Origin of the sequence: Paenibacillus daejeonensis DSM 15491, from assembly GCF_000378385.1 — a bacterium.
In the GTDB taxonomy this organism is placed as follows: Bacteria; Bacillota; Bacilli; order Paenibacillales; family Paenibacillaceae; genus Paenibacillus_D; species Paenibacillus_D daejeonensis.
The window spans coordinates 165,631-188,398 of record NZ_KB899662.1 but is presented as its reverse complement, the minus strand read 5'-3'; the positions used below and the strand labels follow the sequence as shown (position 1 = coordinate 188,398).

The window sequence follows — 22,768 nt, the reverse complement described above, 5'->3', positions numbered from 1 at the left end:
CACAAAGTAATGCCATGAATCCCGGGCTATCCAGGCAGAGAGGCAGGCTTTCCTACACGGAAGGCCTGGCTGCTCTCGCAGGTATCCGGGATGATTGGTTTGTATACGGGTCAGTCTTCATATTACGGGGACAGGAGGCACACAAGCATGCGCAAAATCTATATTTTTGATACAACGCTGCGTGACGGTGAACAATCGCCAGGCGTCAACCTGAACACGCAAGAGAAGGTCGAAATCGCCCTGCAGCTGGAAAAGCTTGGCGTCGACCGCATCGAAGCGGGGTTTCCCGCGGCTTCGCCCGGGGATCTGGCAGGTGTAGCAGCCGTAGCCAAAGCTGTGAAGAATGCGTCTATTATTGGTCTTGCTCGCTCCAGGGAGCAAGATATTGATGCTGTGCGTGAGGCGCTCAAGGATGCACAGGATCCTTGCCTGCACTTGTTTCTGGCTACATCGCCGATTCACCGGAAGCATAAGCTGCGTATGGAGAAGCAGCAGGTGCTGGAGACGGCGGAGCGAGCGATTCGTTATGCGAAGCAATATTTCAATAAAATCGAGTTCTCCCCGGAGGATGCAGGACGCACGGAGCTGGACTTCCTCTGTGAAGTGACAGAAATGGCGATCCGCGCAGGTGCGACTGTGGTGAACATTCCGGATACGGTGGGCTATATGACCCCTTCGGAGTTCGGCAATATTTTCAAGACACTCAAAGAACAGGTGCCGAATATTGAATCGATTCAACTGAGCGCGCACTGCCATGATGATCTGGGTATGGCCACGGCCAATGCACTGGCAGCCATCAAGAATGGTGCAGATCAGATTGAAGGAACGATTAACGGCATCGGTGAGCGGGCCGGTAACACAGCGCTGGAGGAAGTCATCCTTACGCTCGCTACGCGTTCCGAGTATTACCAGGCTGAAACGACAATTCAATTGACAGAGATCGCCAAAACAAGCCGTTTGGTAAGCAAGCTGACGGGAATGGTCGTGCCTGGCAACAAGGCGATCGTCGGTGCCAACGCTTTCGCGCATGAGTCCGGTATCCACCAGGATGGCATGCTGAAAGAGAAAACAACGTATGAGATCATTTCCCCGGACACCATCGGTTTGAAAGAGTCGAAGCTGGTCCTTGGCAAGCACTCCGGACGCCATGCATTCCGTGAGAAGCTGCTCGATATGGGCTATGATCTGTCAGATGAAGCAGTGAATACGGCTTTTGCCAAATTCAAAGATCTGGCGGACAAGAAAAAGAACGTCAGCGATGAAGATATCCGGGCCATGCTTGAGGAGAAGCTGATCGATACGCCAGAGGTCTTCGTGTTGGAAGCTGTTGAGGTAAGCTATAGCAACCAGGCCACGCCAAGCGCGACTGTCCGCATTCGTTCCGCAGCGGGCGAAGAACAGTCGGTTACGGCAGAGGGCAATGGCTCTGTAGATGCGATCTACAATGCTATCGACAAGGCGACTTCAGAGGTCGTGGAGCTGGAAGACTACTCCATCAAGTCGGTTACCCAGGGCAAGGATGCGCTCGGCGAGGTTCATGTTGTGCTGAAGCAGGAAGAAGTGTCTGCTCAAGGACGCGGGCTGAGCACGGATATTCTGGAAGCGAGTGCTCGCGCTTATGTCGATGCGCTAAACCGCTTGATTGACAAGCGGAAGTCGCCGGGACGTCGCGACAAAATGAGCCTTATCTAAAAAGGCGAACTATAAACAAAGGAGTGTAAACCACATGGCAGAAACGAAAAAAATTGCGGTCATCGCCGGCGACGGGATCGGACCGGAGGTTGTCGCGGAAGCAATCAAGGTGATGAAAAAGACCGAGGAGCTGTTTGGACTTAGCTTCGAATTCGAACACGGTCTTTTCGGCGGTATCGCAATTGATGAGAAAGGCACACCGCTGCCGCAAGAAACGCTGGACATCTGTAAAAATGCGGATGCTGTACTGCTGGGTGCAGTCGGCGGACCAAAATGGGATAACAACAGCAAAGAGCTGCGTCCGGAAACGGGCCTGCTGGGCATTCGTAAGGAGCTGGGACTGTTCTCGAACATTCGTCCGGCTAATGTATTCGACTGCCTGCGCGAAGCTTCCACGCTGAAACCAGAAGTTCTGGAAGGTACGGATTTGATCGTTGTCCGTGAACTGACAGGCGGCATCTACTTTGGCGAGAAATTCCGTCGCGAAGGCGAGCATGGTGAAGAAGCGGTAGATACTTGCGTATACAATGTAGCTGAGGTTGAGCGTATCGTTCGCCAGGCTTTTGACATTGCACAGAAGCGCAGAAAGCATCTGACCTCCGTTGACAAAGCGAACGTCCTCGAGACGTCCCGTCTGTGGCGTGAAGTGGTCAACCGGATTGCCCCTGAGTATCCGGATGTTGAACTGGAGCACGTCCTTGTCGACAACTGCGCGATGCAATTGCTTCGCCGCCCGGCGAGCTTTGACGTTATCGTTACCGAGAACATGTTCGGCGACATCCTGAGTGATGAAGCTGCCATGCTGACCGGCTCGATTGGCATGCTCTCGTCTGCTTCCCTGGGCGAAGGCAGCTTCGGCCTGTACGAGCCCGTTCACGGCTCGGCGCCGGATATCGCCGGCCAAGGCATCTCTAACCCGATTGCAACCATCCTGTCCGTTGCGCTGATGTACCGTCTGACTTTCGGCTACGAAGCTGCAGCTCAAGCGATTGAAGATGCGGTATCCGAAGTGCTGAACAGCGGCCACCGTACCGGCGACATCGCTGTCGATAAGAGCTCAGCTGTCGGCACAACCGAGATGGGCGACCTGATCGTCGCAGCACTCAAAGCTTAATTCCACTGCCAAGTAAACTTCATTTGAGCACTTATCAGGGCTGTCCAGCACGTCAGGTAACACTGACGATGGGCAGCCTCTTTTTGATAGAGTTTTGTACGCCAACCGCCCGCTGTAACGCACCTTTCTTCCTCTATTTGTCCGTAAACCCGTTAGTCGGCTGCTGTAACGCACCATTGTTCCTCTATTGCCCGCCGAACCAACACTTCGCCTGCTCCAACGCACCATTGTTCCTCTATTTGTCGGGCAACCCGCCAACCGGCTGCTCCAACACACCTTTGTTCCTCTATTTGTCGGACAACCCGCCAACCGCCCGCTGTAACACACCTTTGTTCCTCTATTTGTCAGGCAACCCGCCAACCGCCCGCTCCAACGCACCTTTCTTCCTCTATTGCCCGCCGAACCAGCACTTCGCCTGCTCCAACGCACCATTCTTCCTTTACAGGTCCATAGATCGTTTTCAAGGGTTTTCTCATTTTTTTAATTTTTTTTCGAAAGTGTGATTTTTGATGCAACCAAATCACCTGCTCATCCGTCTTATTAGTATAGCAATCAAAAATAAAAACTAGAGCTGGTTCAATATCCGCAGGGCAGGGTAAGAAAACTGTAAGATGCGGACAGGAATATGCTACTCAAGGGAGAGAATGCAATGAAGAAACCATTGTTGAGCGCACTTGTCGTCATGATCGTGTTGATCCAATTTGGTGCAGCGAGTGCCAAGGACGACGCTTATCAGCCTGTAGAGGCTTCTCCCGAGACGCATGCTTCCTATATTGAATCGATTACTCAGCAAGACGGCAAGATCACTCTCGTGGCTGATTACATTCAATGGTTCGAAGGTGAAGAGGCCAATGAACAATTTCGCCTGCATGAGCAGGACCCGGAAATGACCGAAGCGCCAGACGGGTATTACATCGTGAATGAGGATGAGACCTTGACTGAGCTGGAGGTAGCTGCGGATGCGGAAGTATACATGCAGATTTACAACCGTACAGGTGTTATTGAGGAAGCAGACATTATCTGGAATGAGCAGATTGATGTGGAAACGTTCGTAGCCCTCATTCAGGACAATGAAGAATGGGACCTGCGCGACTTTCCTTACCACCTTACTGTAAAAGATGACAAAATCATCAAAATCGTGCAGCAATATATTCCTTAAGGTTCTCTCATATTTAAATAAATACGACAGCCTGAAGCCTTGTGCTTACAGGCTTTTTCGCTGTTCGTCACTTTATGAAGTTTTTCTAATGTTTAAATAGGTAGGAATTTGGCTCTTAAGGGCGAATCCATGTAACATAGGAAAATTAATACTAGCGATGCCGAATTCTCAGTTTTCCTGAGAAACGGGGGATCCATCCCCGGGTGAATTAATTCCGCAAGAAGGAATTATAGGGAACTCTCAACCGAACCCTCAGCTAACCTCGTAGGCACGAAGGGAGAAAAAGTCTTGAAAAGATTGGTCGCAGCAATGCTCGCAGCAGTAATGTTATTCACATTCGCAGGTTCCGTGTTTGCCAATGAACAAGATTTGCGGGCAAAGGTTAACAAGGTTGTAGGTACGCCTTACAAATACGGCGGTACGACAACAAAAGGATTCGATTGTTCTGGGTTTGTGCTTCATATCTTTAATCAGTACAACATCAAGCTTCCTAGAACGTCCAGTGCTCAAGCGCAAAAAGGCACAAAAGTGAACAGAGCCGATCTTCAACCAGGCGATCTTGTGTTCTTCAATACCAGCGGCAAAGGCATCTCCCATGCAGGTATCTACCTCGGGAACGGTGAGTTTGCACACTCCTCCAGCAGTAAAGGTGTGATCGTCAGCAAGATGTCCAGCTCTTACTATGACAAGCGTTATGTCACTGCCCGTCGTGTAACGACTGCCAAAACGTTTATCTAAAACGTTATCCACATAAACCTAGCCAGACAAGCCCCTTCAGGGCTTGTTTTTCTTTTCCCAGTCAGGCAATGGCGAGAAGTTGGAGCTCTCCCGTCTTGAGGATGAACAACAGTTAGATATTGGTGGCTGACGATTAGCAGGGATTATGGGTCAAAAGGCGAATATACTACACTAGGCAGAATCTTCAATCCCGTACATTCAGCTATGATTAATTGATGCAGAGAACGGGTAAAAGTGTCAAAATGACACGGCAAGCGAGCTGTTCCGGGCTAGCGGTCCGGACAGTCGAGCCAAAGGAGGGGTCGAAATGAGCTTTTGTTGTGGCGCCAGCATGTTGGGGACGAAGGGGACCTTGAAGCATTATCGAACACATATTCATAATGTGCCGATTATGTTCTGTCCTGTCTGTCACCGGGTAGAAATTCATTACCTGATTGAAAATGAATATGAAATCCTGGCTGAATATGCTCATGGAGACGGTGCTTCTGAGGTCGACTTTCACGATTACGTCGAGCAAGAGAATGTGGCGCTTGCAGAAAATTGCGTCAATCACGAGCATGAAGACCCCATGGAGGTTGTACATAGCCAGATTGATATGGCGCTGGATCTGCTAAGCTTTGCCAAGCAGCTTCAGGATCTCGAATGGGAAGCCCAGCTCAAGCGGCGATTGAGCGTCCTTAATAAAAGACGCAACAAATTGCAGCAAAGACGAACGTCCGAGGGTTATTGTTAATGTTGAATCTCGCCTCCGTGTACAGGGAGGCGTTTCTTTTTGCATACACCCCCACAACAAATTACATCAGGTCGAAAGCTATCAATGTGAGGTGGAGCGGTTGTTACTTGTTTTGTTCAGACGATGGCTCGGCAAGTCACATAAGGACAAGGCCCCAGAGCGTGGTAAGGAGACGCCGGAGGTTCTTGTAGCGCGTATTGCCAAAGGGGAGGAAGAACTTCTAAGCCCTTTTATTGCCGCGTATGAGCCTTTTATTATTAAAGCAACAAGCAGATTCTGCAAGCGATATATTGATCCTGCCCATGATGATGAATATAGTATCGCGCTCAATGGCTTTCATGAAGCCATCAGGCAGTATGATCCGACAGCGGGGAAGTCCTTCATCGGATTTGCAGAGACCGTTATTCGTCGCCGGCTGATCGATCATATTCGCAAAGAACAGCGTCATGCTGCTTCAGTTCCCTATAGTGCGATTGAACAACCCGGTGAGGAAGGACGCCTCAGCCGGATTGAACAGCAACAGTCGATGCGTCATTATGCAGCCGAACTGCAATCTGACGAACGGCGCCAGGAAATTGAGGAATTCAGTGGCCACCTTCGGCGCTTCGGAATTACGTTTGCCGAATTGGTCGAGGTGTCGCCCAAGCATATCGACTCTAGGCAGAAGATGCAGCAGATCGCATCAGATATAGCAGAAAATGAGGCATTGCTGGAACAGCTCCAGCACAAAAAACAACTGCCGATTAAAGAAATCCTGCCTTTTGCGGGAGTCACCCGAAAGACGCTGGAACGCAATCGAAAGTTCCTGATCGCCCTTGTGTTAATCCGTATCGGAGCATATCCACATCTGCAGGCCTATCTGACCGAGAAAGCGCAGCAAGAGAAAGGAGGGGAGTAAAGCATGAAGCACGGAATCATTGTAGAAATTGGTCCCAAGCATTGGATCGTGATGACAGCAGATGGGGAATTCCGTAAAATACGGCGTACCTCGGAAGCAGACCTTGGGGACGAGGTGAGACTGCCTGGCCCGCCTGTTTTGGCAGCGCGCAAGACGATCGCTCTGGTAGCTGCAATTTCTGTCGTGCTTTTGCTCCTCACGCTCCCGAATCTCATGCGCTCTTACTCCGAAGTAGCGGTTTACCTGGCGATTGATTTCAATCCAAGTCTGGAGCTTGGGGTGGATCGACACGAGCGCGTATTGGAACTGCGCTCCTGGAATGCGGACGGGGCGGAGATGATCGAGGGCATGAACTATGAGAACATCGCCATGCAGGAAGTGTTGGGACAAATTGTCGAACGCGCCAGAGCAGGGCAATATCTGATCGAAGACAGACCCGAAGTTATTGTCACCAGCGTAATCACAGGTGCACGTCCAGATGCATCCCTGGAAGCCAGAGTGGCGGGGCAAGTGAGTCTGATGCTGGAATCGGCTCTTGATCTGACGGTTACCGTGTTGAGCGCACCATTGGAACTTAGAGAGGAAGCGGAGCAGCAGGGGGTTACGCCAGGCAAAATGGCCGTCTATTTGCTCGCGAAGCATACCAGTGATCCAATTATGTTAAAGGAGCTACAGCAATTCTCCATTCACCAAGCGGTGGCAGCGCACGGGGGGATGGAGGCCATTCTGAGTCAATTGGATACCGCCGGAGCCAGCGAGGCGCTGCGGCGGCTTCTTCAGCAGGAGCTCGCGCAGGAGGCAGAGCAACCAACGGTTCCAGAGAGCGGCATCGAAGATCCGCCACGAATCGAGGGTGATGCAGGGAAGACAGCAGTCGGCGCGCCCTTGCCGGAGGTAAAACCACAAGCGGAAAACTTGCAGGTGCAGCCTGTGGAGCCACAGGCAGAAGACAGAGCTCCTGTTGTCCCTCCAGCAAAAGAAAGCAAACAGGAGCAAAAGCAAGAGCAGAAAACGGATAAAGAGCAGAAAAAGCAAGAGGATAAACAGAACAAGAAAGACGAAAAACAGAAGAAGGAAGACGAAAAACAGAAGAAGCAAGAGGAAAAACAGAAGAAGAAAGAGGAAAAAGAAGAGGAAAAAGAAGAGGAAAAGCAACAAAAGCAGCAACAAAAAGAGACTAAAAAACAAGAGCAGCAGGACCCGGGGAAAAAGCCGCAGCGCGAGAACAACGATTCGCAGGAGAATGTGCCAGGCCGTGGTGAAGGCTCGCCGGGTGAGCGTCCAGAGAAGGAATCGGGCAATGAGAGCAAGAACGGACATCATAAGGGACAAGGCAAGAGCGAGGCCGCAAAAGAAAAAGGACGTCACGGGAATAACGGTAAGTCCAATGAACGGATGGAGCGGGAAGCGCAGGGGGCCTCTGATCAGAGAGGCCTAGTGCGGGCGGCTTGACTTGTCGTCAGGCTGATTTTCTTGTCGAATTGACCCGGATCATTCGACACAATCTCTGATTGACACCGATTACATATTATAACTATTATTAGGTTATCGTGTTGGATAACAAACCTATCGGATGTGATAAGAGAATGCTGATGAGACGTTCCAAGCATGACCCACAAGTCAGGTATGCTGTATGTAGCCACAGTGAGGCCGGAATGCCCTTTATCCAGAAGAAGTATTATCTAATCCTCTCCGATTATGTTCGCTCTCGAGAAGTATCCATGTATCGCAAGCAAGAGCTCGGGCGCTGTCTGCAAAGCCTGAGTCCGGAGGAAATCAGCTCGATTCACAATGAGGCGCTGCAGCTGCTCTTGGATGACAAGTTGGCAGGCGATCCCTCGATCGTGTACAAACGCAGTACGACACTGCTCGTCGAGTTGACGACGGAGGTCAAGAATCGCTCATTCCCTCAGCAGTCAAGCGAAGAAACGTTCAACGAAATGAAAGAGCTATTATTCAAATCCAATCGTTCGACCCAGTTGATGAAGGACAAGTATGAGAATGTGCTCCAGCACATGGACAGCGGTATCGCTTTATTCGACAAAGAGGGGCTGTTGACTTTTGTCAATCTGCAGATGGCTCGGATTCTGGATATCCCCCGTACAACATTGATTGGCTGCGATGTAAGGGGAATCGTTACCCACGCGGCGCTGCGCAAGACTACCAAGCGGATGATCATTGGACTGTTCAAGCAGATGATCCGGCAGCGAAGCCGATACTTTGAGCTTCAGGATGCGGGCGGGCGTCATTTGCTCGTGACTGTAACCTATGGGGATCAACTGGATGGTGATTACCTCATTAGCGTTAAGGATGTGTCCGAATACAAGCAAATCGAACAGACGGCTTATCAGAATGATAAGTTGGCGATGCTGGGCAAGATTGCGGCTGCTATCGCGCATGAGATCCGCAATCCATTGACCTCGATTCGCGGGTTTATCCAGCTGTTGCGCCCGCATCTGCTAGCGCTAGGCAAAGAAGAATACGCTAGAATTATTCTCTCCGAGATAGATAGAGCAAATGAGATCATCAACGAATTTTTAAATTCGTCCAAGCCCTCTGCGCCAATGATGCAACTGGTGTCGATCAACTCTCTGCTCAAGGAAGTCATTCTGTTAACCGAGAGTGAGGCCCTGATGAAGGGGAGTGTGATTGGATATGAGGGATCTTCGGACGGGCTTCAGGTCTCCATCGACATGAAACAGGTCAAACAAGTAATTCTGAATATTCTGAAGAATGCTCTCGATGCTATAGTCGAGCTGGGGGGCGAGCGGGAAGGCCGAATTGAGGTCATCAGCCGCAAGGAAGGCCGGTATGCAGAGATTACCATCCGCGACAACGGGAAAGGGATGGAGAAGCAAACGATGAACCGCCTCTTTGATCCGTTCTTCACGACGAAGGCGGAAGGCACAGGGCTGGGGTTGTCGGTGAGTTACCGGATTATTCGCAACCACGGCGGCTTTATCAAGGTAGACAGCAACAGTGGTGAAGGAACGGAGTTTACGATTTATTTGCCAATGGTGCGATAAACGCTTAGAATCGGTTAAAAGACCGATTCTTTTTTTCTTCACATAGCAGATTGAGTAGGAGGAAATCTAATGAACTTGCAAATTACTTACGGTCATCAGGAACAGGAGCCGGAAGCGGACGTCATACTCACCTTCGTAACCGAGCAGGAGCTTCAAGCTGATGCGGAGACAGGCTTGGCGCTCCATCCGCAACTGGATGATGGCTTACGTCAGCTGTATGCGAGAGGCGTGTACCGGGCGAAACCAGAGGAGACCTATGTGTTGCCTACCCTGGGGTTGCTGCCTTCACCATTTGTCGTCTATATCGGATTGTCCTCAGAGATCACAGCAGAGAAACTTAGGTTGGCTGGAGCTGCTGCTGCGCGCGCGGTACAGCCGCTCAAAGCGGTCCATATCCGCGTGCTGCTGCCTCAGCTGTTAGTCGAGGGTGCAGAGCAGTACGGGACAGCAACAGCAGCACAAGCGCTGAGCGAGGGGCTTATCCTGGGAACGGACAGCCGCCAGGCGATCCGGCGAGAAGCCAAGGAAGGGCCGGGGCTTGGTTCGGTAACCATTATCCCCAATGATGCAGCAGGAGCTGAAATTGCGGCGGCCTGGGAGGAAGGGATCCGTAGAGGACAGGTCTATGCAGAAGCCGTCTGTTATGCCCGCGAGTTGACGAATCGGCCAGGGAATCTGCTGACACCGGAGCAACTGGCGGAAGAAGCAGAGCAGCTAGGGGCTGAACTGGACATCGAATGCGAAGTGCTGGATGAGTGGTCCGCTGCGGAGCAAGGCATGGGAGGTCTGCTCGGCGTCGGTCAGGGCAGCTCCAACCCGCCGCGGATGATCGTGCTGCACTATGAAGGGGCACCAGACGATCCGACCGTATGGGGATGGATCGGCAAGGGCATTACCTTTGATACGGGCGGCATCTCGCTCAAGAAAGCGGCAGGCATGGAAGAGATGATCTCTGATATGGGCGGTGCAGCTGCAGTACTGGGGGCGATGCGAATTGTCGGCAAGCTCCGTCCTGCGGTGAACATCGTGGCGGTCATCCCTGCTGCAGAAAATATGCCGTCTGATCGTGCGCTTAAGCCTGGCGATGTCATTACAACCATGAGCGGGCGCACCGTAGAAGTAGTGAATACCGATGCCGAAGGGCGTCTGGTGCTTGCGGATGGCTTGACGACTGCGATTCAGCGGGGGGCTACCCATCTGGTCGATGTGGCGACACTGACAGGTGCCGTCATGGTGGCTCTGGGCGATGTGGCAACCGGAGCAATCAGCAACAATCCAGAGTTGATGGGCAAGGTACGGGATGCAGGAGAGCGCAGCGGCGAGAAAGTCTGGGAATTGCCTTCCTACGCGCCATATCGCAAGCAGCTCGATAGTGATGCAGCAGATATGAAAAATACGGGCGGCCGGTTGGCAGGCACGATTACGGGCGGTTTGTTCATTGGTACCTTTGCGGAAGAACGGCCGTGGGTTCATTTGGATATCGGCGGTACAGCCTGGTTGTCCAGAAGCCGGGGCTGGGAATCCAAGGGGGCCACAGGGGTCATGGTACGGACGCTGGCGGAGCTGACAAGTCCGTCGAATTGAGTCGAAATAGGCAAGATGGATCTATAGAGAAGAAGGGGGCTCCGCCGAAGCGGGGCTCTTCTTGTTCTCCGGACCTTACACACTTGTGGGACGATTGCGTCGGTACCTTCCAAAGAGGTTAGCTTACTTGACAAACACAACTGTATCTAGTATTATTACAGTATGCCTGAAACAAGGTGGTTTGATTGCCAAAGTGTACCTGTAGTTGTTACAGTTGAGACCGATGTAACTCTAGACTTTTACAGAACAGGTGGTGCTAGACCATGACATTTCAAATTGGCGACTGGGTGCAAGGCCATACCAGTAATGGTGAGCTTGTGCACGGTTATATCGAGACGATCGGTGAATTTCAAGGGATTATCAAACTGCATGTCATTCACTCTGACCACGAAAGCATCATTAACAAGTATGTAGGCGTTCGCGAGCATGAGCTGAAGAAGCTGGAGATGGCACCCCTTACCGAGTCACAGACGCTGCGAACCTTAATTGATGCCGCGCTGGCGGGTCGTGATGAGGCTTGGTTTAATGAATTGGCCGCTCAATTGAAGGAAGTGCAGGCGACGGATACGGAGCATGACCTGTCTGCTGATCTGATGCAGAACCCACGCCTGAATTTTTTAAACTTCTAAATTAAATACACGGTATTCCATATACACCGGAGCTTGTCTCTGGCGAATGAGGAGCTGCAGTCAGGATTGTGACAACATGAATCCATGACTACGGCTCCTTTTTCATATTTATGATAAAGATTTCACCTTCGTTTTGCCGGTTCGATGGCGGTGTAAATAACAAACATAAGATACAATTTCACGAATACAAAGGAGGATGAGCAATCATGAAACCAATCAAAGCAGGTATTGTAGGGACGGGGTTTTCGGCTATTGCTCATATTGAGGCGTTGCGCCGGATTCCGGGCGTAACGGTATGGGGCATAGCGGGGAGGGAACGTGCCAAGGCAGAACAGGTAGCTACCGAGATGGGAGTCCCGCATGTTTATGATGATTATGAGTCCATGATTGAAGATCCTGAGGTTGAGGTTATCCATAACTGCACGCCCAACGTGCTTCATTACGAGATTAACAAGCAGGCATTGCAGGCTGGCAAGCATATCTTGTCGGAGAAGCCGCTGGCCGTCACTTCTGTAGAGTCGCAGGAGCTCGCGGAGCTCGCAGATCAGGTCAATGTTCGAAGCGGGGTATGCTTTAACTACCGGCATTATCCGATGGTATCGGAAGCAAGGGAGTTCCTTCGCAAGGACGATAATGGAGAGGTCATTCATGTTCAAGGCAGTTATCTGCAAGACTGGTTACTCTATGAATCCGACTATAGCTGGCGGCTGGACCCCGAGGTGAATGGCCCTTCACGCGCCATGGCAGATATCGGGTCGCACTGGTGCGATACCGTACAGCATGTATTGGGCAAAAGAATTGTCGAAGTGTGCGCCGATCTGAAGACGGCTCATTCGCACCGACAACGGCCAATAGAGCAGGTTGCAACCTTTGCGACAGCAGCTGGAGAGTGCGAGGAAGTGGCTGTCAGCTCGGAGGATTACGGCAGCGTTCTGATTCGGTTTGATGATGGGGTGCAAGGTGTATTCACGGTATCCCAGGTTGCTGCTGGAAGAAAAAATCGCCTGGTCTTTGAGATTGCTGCAGGCCAATCTGCCGTGGCTTGGGATCAGGAACGGCCGAACGAATTATGGGTGGGACGACGCGGCCAAGCCAATGAAGTCATTCTCAAGGATCCAGAGACCCTTTCCAAGCGTTCTGCCAAACTGGCGCATTATCCCGGTGGACACCAGGAAGGCTGGCCAGACGGTCTCAAGAACCTGTGTCATGATTTCTACTCTCATGTACGAGAGCCCAAGCATCATCGTAGTTATGCGACGTTTAACCAAGGCCATCAGTTGATGAAATTAATTGAGGCGATCCTGTGCAGTCACGAGGAACGCAGGTGGGTCGAGCTTAAGCAGGACTAACCGCTACATGTCGAGCTCGTTCCATAGCTGCAGTGCAGCCCCGGCTGCGACGGCATGCTCGCGCAGCAAGCCCTTGGAGAATTGTGGGGCATAGTCCGGGTAATAATAGGTGTGCTTGAGTGCTACCTCTATGGCGGTATCATAATAGGCTTGGTTGGCGCTTACCAGAGCGCCCCCAAGAACGATCCGTTCCGGATGTAAAATGTTGATCAGGTTGGCTAGGCCGATTCCCAGATGCGCAGCCGACCGGGTGAACAACTCCTGGACCATGACATCTCCGCCAGCGAGTGCCTGGAGCAGAATATCGTAATTTACCTGTTCGACGCTGATTCGGAATTGCTGCAGCAGATGGTCCCTTCCAGTTTTGATGAGGCCGCGAACCTGCTGCTCTAATGCTTGCACGGAGACAAAGGCTTCCAGCGCCCCGGAATTGCCATGGTTGTCCAGACGAGGGCCGTCCTGTTGAATAATCATCTGACCAATTGCGCCTTCCATATCCACGCTGCCTCGGATGATCTTCCCTCCCGACATCATGGCTGAGCGCAAACCGACTCCTGCATGAACATACAGCATATGTTGAAGATTGGCTTCACGCAGCGACCAATGCTCCCCAGCGAGGGCAGCATTGGCCCCATTGTCTAGTCTGGCAGGGAACCCGGTTCTCTCCTCCAGCATGCGACAGATCGGTACATGCTTCCATCCCTTTGCTGTAAAGTAGAGCGGCTCAAGAATCATTCCTTTCTCCCGGTCCAGCGGGCCAACAGCTCCGATACCCATACCCATTACCTGTTCCCTTCGAATCTGATGATCCCTTAGGAACGCTTGCGCATTCACATGCACGTACTCAACCAGACGCTCTGGATCCATTGCCTCATCCATGCGCCATTGAATGCTGGAGATGGGGTTCATTTGCATGTCAAAAAGAGCCAAAGCAGAGTACAGTCTCGAGATTTCCAAGCCAAAAATATAGCGATAACGGGGATTGATCTGATAGAGCGTTGGCCGGCGGCCACCGCTCGAGGGTCCAAAACTATCAGCGTTGAGCAACCCCTGAGCAGCCATTTCCTCCAACACACGTGTCAACGTACTACCGGATGCTGCTACCACATGACGCAGCTCGTTTTTGGGGAGCGGGCCGTGTTGGGCCACGTAATTGTAAATGAGCCGCTTCGCCGAGGGCAGACGTTCACCCGGGTGCATAATGAATCCTCCGTTTCCCTGTTCACATTGTGTTTCTTCTATTATATCGAATCTTGGGAGAGTGAACAATTTTCAGGACAATGATCCAATTCATCAATACTTTATGTCAAAATGAAATAAAGATGGTATAATAAGAAGATAGATATCATCAACTAAGAAGAGGTGACATCCAGATGATAGCCAAGGCCGGATTGTTGTGGCAGCTTTTTTGGAGCTTTATACGGGTTGCACCGACGGCGTTCGGCGGTGGATACGCCATGCTGCCTGTCATTGAGCGAGAGGCCGTGCACCGCCGCAATTGGACGGATAAAGAGACCTTGAACGATCTGCTTTCCCTGGCCGCCGCAGCGCCAGGCGGGGTAGGTGTAAATGCCGCTGCTGCGATCGGTTACCGCGTAGCTGGCAGCCCCGGCTCGGTAGCCGCTGTACTTGGAATGACGCTACCGACGTTTACGCTTGTGCTGGTACTGGGGTTCGGCTTTACACTTGTGGCCGATCAGGCCAAGGCTATTGCGGCGCTCCAAGGCATCCAGGGAGGAATTGTCGGACTGATTGCCATGGCTGCTTGGAGAATGGGCAAGGCGGCGGTTTTTGACGCATCGACGCTTGTCATTCTGACAGCCACGCTAGCCAGTCTCATCCTGACCCCGATTCATCCAGGCTGGCTTATCGCGGGAGGGTTGCTCATCGGCTCTGCCGTCATTGCCGGCAAAGGCTGGCTCGGATTGGCCTGGCGCCTGGAGCGCCCTAAATTGGAGCAACAGGAAGAGCATGTGTATCCTGAATATTACATCTAGCACAGACACCAGGGGGGATTGCTGTGTGGGAGCTTTTTTTGACCTTTATTAAGATCGGCTGTTTGTCCTTTGGCGGTGGCTATGCCATCATGCCGGTCATCGAATATGAAGCGAGTGCCCGGGATTGGATGAGCGCCTCGCAATTCCATGAGCTAGCCTCTCTAGCCGGTATGGCCCCGGGGCCCATTGCTGTCAACAGTGCGACTTTGATTGGTTATGAGGTTGCAGGGTGGGGTGGGGCCATTGCGGCGACATTGGGAATGGCGCTGCCCTCACTGCTCGTAATGATTGGGCTATCCGCACTGCTCGTGCGCAACTTTGAACTGCCGCTTGTCCGCAAAGTGCTGTACGGTCTGCGGCCTGTGGTCGCCGGACTGATCGCTTACGCTGCCATCCGATTTTTGATTCCACTGGCAGGCGCCGGGTGGCTGAACTGGAGCTTTCTCGGTACACTTCTCATTGCGGCAGGCAGTTTTGTGGCCATGGCCAAATACCGGGTTCATCCGCTCCCGGTGATCGTTTCGGCGGGGCTTGCAGGCATCATTCTTTTTTAAACTTTGAGCCCGCCGGTCATTGACCGGTTTTGTTATAAATGTTAGTATTTTTTGTGTAATTATATCTAATAACCCACAAAAACATACTAACGTTTAATTGGAGGCTGGAGCATGGGCGAAGTAAAGTGGACCATCGGGGACTGGAGCTTCAAGGCAAGCGAAGAGGAAACGTGGCTGCCCGCGCAAGTACCGGGGTGCGTGCATACAGATCTGTACAGAAACGATAAGATCGAAGATCCGTTCTATGGCACAAATGAACATCGTCTGCAATGGATTGACAAGAAGGACTGGGAATATCAGTCCGTTTTTGAGGTGCCGCAGCATGTACTGGAGCAGTCCAATGTAGAATTGGTATTTGACGGTTTGGATACCTATGCTGATGTCACGCTTAACGGTCAGCGCATCCTGTCCGCGGACAACATGTTCCTGTCCTGGCGGGTCGATGTGAAGCCCTATCTGCAGCAAGGCAGCAATACGCTGCATATCCTGTTCCGATCGCCGATTCAGGAGGATCTGCCCAAGCTGAAGGAGCTCGGTTACCAGCTGCCGGCATCCAACGACCAGTCTGAGCTGGGCGGTCTGGAGGGACAGCGAGTCAGCATCTTCGCGCGCAAAGCACCCTATCACTACGGCTGGGATTGGGGTCCGCGTCTGGTAACAAGCGGAATCTGGCGAGAGGTGCGGCTGGAGGGCTGGAGTGGTGTTCGTCTGAGCGACGTCTACATTAGACAGGAGCAGGTCAGCAGCGAAGCGGCAGCGCTCACGGCGGTCGTAAGCGTCGTATCTGAGCAAGCAGGAGAAGCAGAGCTTACCGTGGAGTCGGATGGTACGAGCTGGAGGGGCAAGGTCCAACTGGAGCAAGGGGAACAGACGGTGGAGCTGGCATTGAACATTGAGCAGCCCCGCTTGTGGTGGAGCCGTGGATTGGGAGAGGCCAATCTCTATACATTCAATGTCCGTGTTGCAGGCACAGACGGAGCTGCGGAGCAATCGGTACAAACCGGCCTGCGGACCGTCCGTCTGGTAAGAGAAAAGGACGAGCAAGGCGCTACGTTCTACATTGAGCTGAACGGCGTACCGGTCTTCGCCAAGGGTGCTAATCATATTCCTGGCGACAGCTTCGTGACCGAAATGACCCGCGAGCGCTACCGTCATGAAATCGCTGCGGCTGCGGCCTCCAATATGAATATGCTGCGCGTATGGGGCGGCGGCATATACGAGCAGAAGGACTTTTATGAGCTCTGTGACGAGTACGGCATTTTGGTCTGGCAGGACTTCATGTTTGCCTGCAGCATGTATCCCGGCCATCCTTCATTCCAGGATAGTATTCGTGCAGAGGCTGAGCAGAACGTCAAGCGGCTGCGCAATCATCCATCCCTGGCCCTCTGGTGCGGTAATAATGAGATTGATACGGCTTGGTCCCATTATAAGGAGGCAGGTGCCGGTTGGGGATGGAAGAAGGAGTTCACGCCGGAGCAGCGCGAGAAGATCTGGGCGGATTATGAAACCATCTTCCACGAGATCCTTCCAGAAGCGGTTTCCGCGTATTCCCATGGTATTGACTACTGGCCTTCCTCACCGATGTGCGATTTGACACGGGACGAGAATCAGCATGCGACTGACTCGAACACGGTAGGAGATATTCATTATTGGGGCGTTTGGCATAAAACGGAGCCTTTTGACAAATACAATGTACACGTAGGCCGCTTCATGAGTGAATATGGGTTCCAGTCGTTCCCTGAGTACAAATCGGTACGCACCTATGCCGAGGAGTCCGATCTGGAGCTGGAGTCCGAGGTCATGCTGGCTCATCAGCGCAATGGCGCGGGGAACCGGCTGATCAAGGAATACATGGACATGTACCTCCCGCAGCCCAAAGACTTCCCATCCTTCCTCTACATGAGCCAGGTGCTGCAGGCGGAAGCCATGAAGACGGCCATTGAGGCGCATCGCCGTCGCAAGCCATTCTGCATGGGCTCGCTCTATTGGCAGATGAATGACTGTTGGCCTGTTGCTTCCTGGGCTGGCATGGACTACTATGGCCGCTGGAAGGCACTCCAGTATTACGCCAAGCGAAGCTTCCAGGATGTCATGCTGTCCATTGATGGCAGTAATGAAGGCCAGGTCGATATCCATCTGATGACCGATGCGCTGTCGCCGGTAGAGGGTTCGTTGAAATTGAGGTTGTATGATTTTGACGGCACTCAATTGAAGGAAGAAATCCTGTCTGCTACGGTAGACAGCAACAGCTCGGCGCTTATCGTCTCCAAGACGGTAGAGGAGCTCTTGGCTGGTGCCGCAGCTTCACGGACTGTGCTGATTGCCGAGCTCTGGCAGGGAATGGTACTGACTGACCGCAGAGAGCACTACTTTGTGCCAGGCAAGGAGCTTGCGCTGCAGCCAGCGAAGATTGATGTCCAAGAGGTGACGGGGAGCGGCGGTACGAGCTTCACATTGTCTACGGATGTGCTGGCCAAGCAGGTCTGGCTCTCATCCGAGACAGAGGGCGTATTCTCCGACAATTATTTTGACCTCCTGCCTGGTCAGCCGGTCACGGTATCCTTCGAAGCGCGCAGCGACGAAGAGCAACCCTTCGTGACGGCATCCCCGGGTGAGCTGGTTGTACGTTCGATGGCGGACTTTATCTAATCGTTATAAAGCAACAAAAAACCAGCACTGACGGTGAACCGCAGCGCTGGTTTTTTGTTGCGTCTATCGCAGGGGAGGTGGAGGGGGAAAGCTCTGGGCAGGTGGTTCATGCCCCAGCATTTCACGAATCAGTTGGTCGGCATGTCGCATATGCAACACGGATTCCTCATATCTGCCTTGCATGAAGAGCTGATGAGACTGCGTATGAATCGCATGAAAGCGGCTGGCATACGCATGATTGGCAAAACGGTCATAGTAGCCATGCGCCACATGCAGCAGACGCTCAGCCTCCCGCTTGTGTGCCAGCTGCGTATTGATCTGATTCTCCACTAAACGCAGTTCTCCAGCGCAATAGGCCAGCTCTTTCTCAATTCGGTCGAGGGGATAGGGCATCCGCTGCAATCGTTCGGTTACATCGGTGTAGGAACGACGAATATCGGCGAAGGCTTCATCCCAGGCAGGCAGAACGGTTAATTGCTCTGTGCTGATCAGGTGATGCAAATCCCGCAGCTGCTGCTCAAGCCCGGCATGGATTAGGCGTGCGCGCTCCACCCGTTGGTCCAGCTCATGAAGCAGTGTGCGGCATGCATTCACTGATCTGTCCGCTGCCTGCGCCGTTTCCAGCCAACGGGCGAGTCGTTCATGTGCCTGCTCATACGCCTGTTCCTCCTCGCCAGTCAGCAGGCGGACCTCATCCATCGCCTGCCTCATTCGCTGCAGCTCGGAACAATGCGCCTGGAACTCACGCTGCAGCGGCTGCCATAATGATTCATGGTATACGCCTTGCAGTTCCTCGAAGCCTGCATTCAACTCCACTTCCATGTCAGCAAGGCGCTCGCATTTACGCGCCAGATAGTCCAGATCCTGCAGATTCTGCTGCTTTAATTTGCCGAGCAATCGAACCCTCTCAACTGCCTCGGTTAACAGACGCTCTACCTCCTCATCCAGACGCGCTACCTCATCGACATTGCCTTGACGCAGTTGCTCCTCCAGGTGTTCCACAATGAAACTTGACTGATCGGGCAGGGATTGGAGCTGGAGCCGCGCTACGGCAACCTGGATGTTGTGCTCGTTGCTTAGGCTTTCGATAGTTCCTGCCGCAGCGGCGGCAGCCTTGGCATAGTCACTTAGCTTGTTGTCATACACACTGATCTTGGATAACTGTTCCTCCAAGTGATCTGCAGCCTCCCGCGTGGCAGCAGCCTCACGGCTGGCAGCCACCGGGTCGAAAACTTCCAGTTGATCAGCCGCTGCCAAGGAAGCGTTGAGGCGTTCCAACTCGGCTGCGAGTACAGTCAGGGGATATCCAGTCGTCGATTTAAGCTGTTCCAGCTTCTCCCTGAGCACGTCAACCCGCGAACCCAGCTTGTCGGTCTTCGTGCGGATACGCTTGTCGGTATCAGCCAGCTCGGCAATCTGCTGTCCGATTCGCTCCAGCAGAACAGAAGATTGGTCCAGTATTTCCTGCAGCTCAATAATCAACCTATCTGTTCGCGACTTGCGCAGCAAGGAGGTTTGGCGTTCTCCGGCACGGTTGCGCAGACTGTCCAAGGCTAACAGAAGCTCGGATAAGGAACGGTCAATCTGATCGACATGCTGCTCGGTCTGTCCCTGGACAAAGCCTGCGAAAGGCCGCATTTGATCACGGCAGCGCTCTGTGGCAGCCATTAGCTCAGGAATTCGAGCCTCCTGCGCCTGCAGTTGGCGGAGCTTGAGCTGTGAGGTCCACAACCATAATGCGCCAAAAAAAAGCAGCAATCCTGCTGAAACTCCGAGAATGGCCAAGCCATTCGGGTTGGTGACAGCGTTCTGTGAAGGAGAGATAACAGTTACAGTCGCCGATGTTCCTGCTGCCGTTGGGGCAGTACCCGAGACCAGTGCTTCCATCTCAAGCATAAGATTGCCCAGTGCTTCCTCCAACTGGCCGTCTCGGGCAAGCGTTACGAAGTGCCGATCCAGAAAGGCCGAGCTGCTGGAGACGTCGCTGCTGCCAGAAGACTGAGAAGCCGCCCACTGATCCAGAGCCATCTGCAGCTCAGGGTCGACGAAGGTTAGTTCAACCACTCGCTTCGACTCAAAGATGACAAGGAGAACATCGTTCTGCCCAAGCTTCAGCTCATTATAATGATGCGTTGCCAGTCTGGCGGGCGTTTGGTTGCTACCGAGGTAGGGAAGGGTTAGCACATAGAAGGGGAGTGTTCCATCTGCTCTGATAGCTGACAGTCGCTCAGCCGCACCATCGGGAAGCATTTCAGCTCGATCCACCAGCCAGGGCGGAGCATCTGAAGGTTGTGCTGCAAGACCGTGGAGGGGGAGCAGCAGGCTGAAAATTAATGCGACTATGCACAGACGTAGACAAGCATATCTATTCATCATTTGGCCTCCAAACGAGATTACGGAATGAGTTCTAATTACTTTCCATACGCAGAGGAAGAAAATATGTTTCGTTGATGACGCTTACAGAAGTATAACGGACATAAAAAACTGTATTCAAACGTTAATACAGATGATATAATGGCACAAACAGAAGAAAACAAAGATAAAACAAAAACGGAGGAATGTTCAATATGGTACAAAGCTTGTGGGACAACCAGAAGGCATCGCAGCAGGAAACCGGGCTGGATCAGCTCGTCTATCGCTCCAACCTGATTGGTGCGGATCGCCGGGTGTGCAACTGGGGCGGCGGCAACACGTCGACGAAGACCATTGTGCAGGATTTCCGTGGACGCGATGTGGAAGTCATGTACGTCAAAGGCAGCGGTTCCGACTTGGCCTCCATGAAAGCGGCTAACTTTACCGGGCTGCGGATGGAAGACATCCGTCCCCTGATCGAGCGTGATGAGATGCCGGACGAGGAGATGGTGGCGTATTTGGCGCATTGTATGATTGACAGCAAGCATCCACGCGCTTCAATTGAAACCCTGCTTCATGCGTTTCTTCCATTCAAGCATGTCGATCATACCCATCCTGATGCAATCATTAGTCTGTGCTGCGCTGACAACGGGCAAGAGTTGGCCAAGGAAATCTTCGGCGACCGTTATGTGTGGGTGCCTTATGTACGACCGGGCTTTACACTATCCAAGATGATCGCTGAAGGTGTCCGCAACAATCCGAATGCAGAGCTTGTACTTATGGAGAAGCATGGTCTAGTGACATGGGGAGAGACATCGGAAGAGTCTTATGCGCAGACCATCAAAATTATCAGCGAAGCGGAAGCCTATATCGAAGCGCGCGTACAGGAAGAGAAGCTGTTCGGCGGCTCGCAATATGAGACGCTGCCAGAGAACAAGCGCCGCGAATTGCTGGGTGAGATCATGCCGGTCATTCGTGGCGCAGTGAGCCAGGGACAGAAGATGATCCTGAGCTACGATGATGGCGACGACGTGCTGCAGTTTGTCAACAGCCGAGATGCGGGCAGCTTGTCCCAGGTAGGCGCTGCTTGTCCGGATCATCTCGTGCATACGAAGATGGTGCCGCTGTACGTTGCGTGGGACCCGTCTGCTGGAGATGCAGCAAGTCTGAAGCAGGCTGTGCTGGAAGGCATTCGGGAGTTCGAAAGCAAATACGTGAAATATTTTGAGCAAAACAAACACATCGGCGACAAAATGTTCGAAGCGGCACCGCGGGTCATTCTGATCCCGGGCATCGGCATGATCAACACCGGCAAGAGCTGGGCGATGTCTCAGGTCAGCGGCGCGCTCTATCACCGGGCTATCGCTGTCATGCGGGGCGCAACCAGCCTTGGGCAATTCGTGTCGCTCAGCGAGAATGAATCCTATAACGTCGAGTACTGGCCGCTTGAGCTCTACAAGCTGTCGCTGGCTCCGGCTGAGACGGAATTCTCCCGCAAAATTGCTTTTATTACCGGGGGAGCTGGCGGTATCGGCAGCGAAACGGCTCGTCGTCTCGTATCCGAGGGCGCGCATGTCGTGCTCGCTGACCTTAACCTGGAAGGCGCCCAGAAGGTAGCGGAAGAGATCAATAGCACCTATGGCGAAGGCCGGGCCATCGCGGTCAAAATGGATGTCACCAAGGAAGACGAAGTGCTGGCAGCATTTGCAGAGAGCGCGATTGCATATGGCGGCATCGACATTCTGGTCAACAACGCCGGACTGGCCACCTCCAGCCCGTTCGATGAGACGTCGCTCAAGGAATGGAATCTGAACATCAACGTGCTGGGAACCGGATACTTCCTGGTGGCACGCGAGGCCTTCAAGCAGATGAAGGCGCAAAAAATCGGCGGAAACATGGTCTTCATCGGTTCGAAGAACTCGATCTACGCCGGTAAGAATGCTTCGGCTTACAGTGCAGCAAAAGCGCTGGAAGCTCACCTGGCCCGCTGTATCGCCAGCGAAGGCGGCGAATTCGGCATCCGGGTGAATACGGTGCTGCCTGATGCGATTCTGCAGGGCTCGGCGATTTGGAACTCCAACTGGCGCAATGAGCGGGCGGCTGCTTACGGAATCGAGCCGGACCAATTGGAAGAGCATTACCGCAAGAGAACGACGCTACTTGTCAACATTTATCCGCGCGATATTGCCGAAGGCATTGCCTTCTTCGCATCGTCCAAGTCGGAGAAGACGACCGGCTGCATGCTGACCATTGATGGCGGCGTGCCGGCAGCATTCACCAGATAGGAGGAGAGG

Annotated in this window: 18 protein-coding genes and 1 riboswitch; of the genes, 16 read left to right on the top strand and 2 right to left on the bottom strand. The window is 52.7% G+C overall.

Annotated features, from left to right (window positions below; translation table 11 throughout):
• The first annotated feature begins 147 nt into the window (after window positions 1–147).
• From F556_RS0114275 to F556_RS0114225, 12 genes are all read left to right on the top strand, one after another.
• Window positions 148–1,692, top strand: coding sequence for a 2-isopropylmalate synthase (locus F556_RS0114275; RefSeq protein ID WP_020617650.1), 1,545 nt, complete (start codon window positions 148–150; stop codon window positions 1,690–1,692).
• Window positions 1,693–1,726: 34 nt separating this feature from the next.
• Window positions 1,727–2,806 (top strand): 3-isopropylmalate dehydrogenase, encoded by a 1,080-nt coding sequence (gene leuB / locus F556_RS0114270; RefSeq protein WP_020617649.1) that lies wholly within the window; start codon window positions 1,727–1,729, stop codon window positions 2,804–2,806.
• Window positions 2,807–2,889: 83 nt separating this feature from the next.
• Window positions 2,890–3,309: a hypothetical protein gene (locus tag F556_RS37135; RefSeq protein ID WP_211222590.1), complete on the top strand. Its 420-nt coding sequence runs from the start codon at window positions 2,890–2,892 to the stop codon at window positions 3,307–3,309.
• Window positions 3,310–3,455: 146 nt separating this feature from the next.
• Window positions 3,456–3,965 (top strand): hypothetical protein, encoded by a 510-nt coding sequence (locus tag F556_RS0114265; protein WP_020617648.1) that lies wholly within the window; start codon window positions 3,456–3,458, stop codon window positions 3,963–3,965.
• Window positions 3,966–4,113: 148 nt separating this feature from the next.
• Window positions 4,114–4,250, top strand: a riboswitch (cyclic di-AMP (ydaO/yuaA leader).
• 3 nt (window positions 4,251–4,253) lie between these two features.
• Complete coding sequence (locus tag F556_RS0114260; RefSeq protein ID WP_020617647.1) at window positions 4,254–4,703, top strand: C40 family peptidase; 450 nt, start codon at window positions 4,254–4,256, stop codon at window positions 4,701–4,703.
• A 307-nt stretch (window positions 4,704–5,010) separates the two neighbouring features.
• Window positions 5,011–5,436, top strand: a complete 426-nt coding sequence (locus tag F556_RS0114255) for a hypothetical protein (RefSeq protein ID WP_020617646.1) — start codon at window positions 5,011–5,013, stop codon at window positions 5,434–5,436.
• Between the two features lie 112 nt (window positions 5,437–5,548).
• Window positions 5,549–6,334 (top strand): RNA polymerase sigma factor SigI, encoded by a 786-nt coding sequence (gene sigI / locus F556_RS0114250; RefSeq protein WP_020617645.1) that lies wholly within the window; start codon window positions 5,549–5,551, stop codon window positions 6,332–6,334.
• A 3-nt stretch (window positions 6,335–6,337) separates the two neighbouring features.
• Complete coding sequence (locus F556_RS36295) at window positions 6,338–7,786, top strand: anti-sigma factor domain-containing protein (protein WP_020617644.1); 1,449 nt, start codon at window positions 6,338–6,340, stop codon at window positions 7,784–7,786.
• Between the two features lie 203 nt (window positions 7,787–7,989).
• The gene (locus F556_RS0114240) at window positions 7,990–9,360 is read left to right on the top strand and encodes an ATP-binding protein (RefSeq protein ID WP_020617643.1); all 1,371 of its coding nucleotides are present in this window, start codon (window positions 7,990–7,992) and stop codon (window positions 9,358–9,360) included.
• A 69-nt stretch (window positions 9,361–9,429) separates the two neighbouring features.
• The gene (locus F556_RS0114235) at window positions 9,430–10,944 is read left to right on the top strand and encodes a leucyl aminopeptidase (protein ID WP_020617642.1); all 1,515 of its coding nucleotides are present in this window, start codon (window positions 9,430–9,432) and stop codon (window positions 10,942–10,944) included.
• 263 nt (window positions 10,945–11,207) lie between these two features.
• Window positions 11,208–11,573 (top strand): IDEAL domain-containing protein, encoded by a 366-nt coding sequence (locus F556_RS34050; protein ID WP_020617641.1) that lies wholly within the window; start codon window positions 11,208–11,210, stop codon window positions 11,571–11,573.
• 206 nt (window positions 11,574–11,779) lie between these two features.
• Window positions 11,780–12,922 (top strand): Gfo/Idh/MocA family protein, encoded by a 1,143-nt coding sequence (locus F556_RS0114225; RefSeq protein ID WP_020617640.1) that lies wholly within the window; start codon window positions 11,780–11,782, stop codon window positions 12,920–12,922.
• 3 nt (window positions 12,923–12,925) lie between these two features.
• Here F556_RS0114225 and F556_RS0114220 read toward each other — a convergent pair whose 3' ends face one another.
• Complete coding sequence (locus tag F556_RS0114220; RefSeq protein ID WP_020617639.1) at window positions 12,926–14,122, bottom strand: ROK family protein; 1,197 nt, start codon at window positions 14,120–14,122, stop codon at window positions 12,926–12,928.
• 173 nt (window positions 14,123–14,295) lie between these two features.
• On the opposite strand from F556_RS0114220, the gene F556_RS0114215 reads away from it, so the two are divergent.
• From F556_RS0114215 to F556_RS0114205, 3 genes are all read left to right on the top strand, one after another.
• Window positions 14,296–14,919: a chromate transporter gene (locus F556_RS0114215; protein ID WP_020617638.1), complete on the top strand. Its 624-nt coding sequence runs from the start codon at window positions 14,296–14,298 to the stop codon at window positions 14,917–14,919.
• Window positions 14,920–14,942: 23 nt separating this feature from the next.
• Entirely contained in the window at window positions 14,943–15,473 is a 531-nt protein-coding gene (locus F556_RS0114210; protein ID WP_020617637.1) for a chromate transporter, read from the top strand.
• Window positions 15,474–15,584: 111 nt separating this feature from the next.
• Window positions 15,585–18,122, top strand: coding sequence for a beta-mannosidase (locus F556_RS0114205; RefSeq protein ID WP_020617636.1), 2,538 nt, complete (start codon window positions 15,585–15,587; stop codon window positions 18,120–18,122).
• A gap of 63 nt (window positions 18,123–18,185) precedes the next feature.
• Here F556_RS0114205 and F556_RS0114200 read toward each other — a convergent pair whose 3' ends face one another.
• Window positions 18,186–20,387 (bottom strand): septation ring formation regulator EzrA, encoded by a 2,202-nt coding sequence (locus tag F556_RS0114200; protein ID WP_169447588.1) that lies wholly within the window; start codon window positions 20,385–20,387, stop codon window positions 18,186–18,188.
• Window positions 20,388–20,689: 302 nt separating this feature from the next.
• On the opposite strand from F556_RS0114200, the gene F556_RS0114195 reads away from it, so the two are divergent.
• Complete coding sequence (locus F556_RS0114195; RefSeq protein ID WP_020617634.1) at window positions 20,690–22,759, top strand: bifunctional rhamnulose-1-phosphate aldolase/short-chain dehydrogenase; 2,070 nt, start codon at window positions 20,690–20,692, stop codon at window positions 22,757–22,759.
• The last annotated feature ends 9 nt before the right edge of the window (window positions 22,760–22,768 follow it).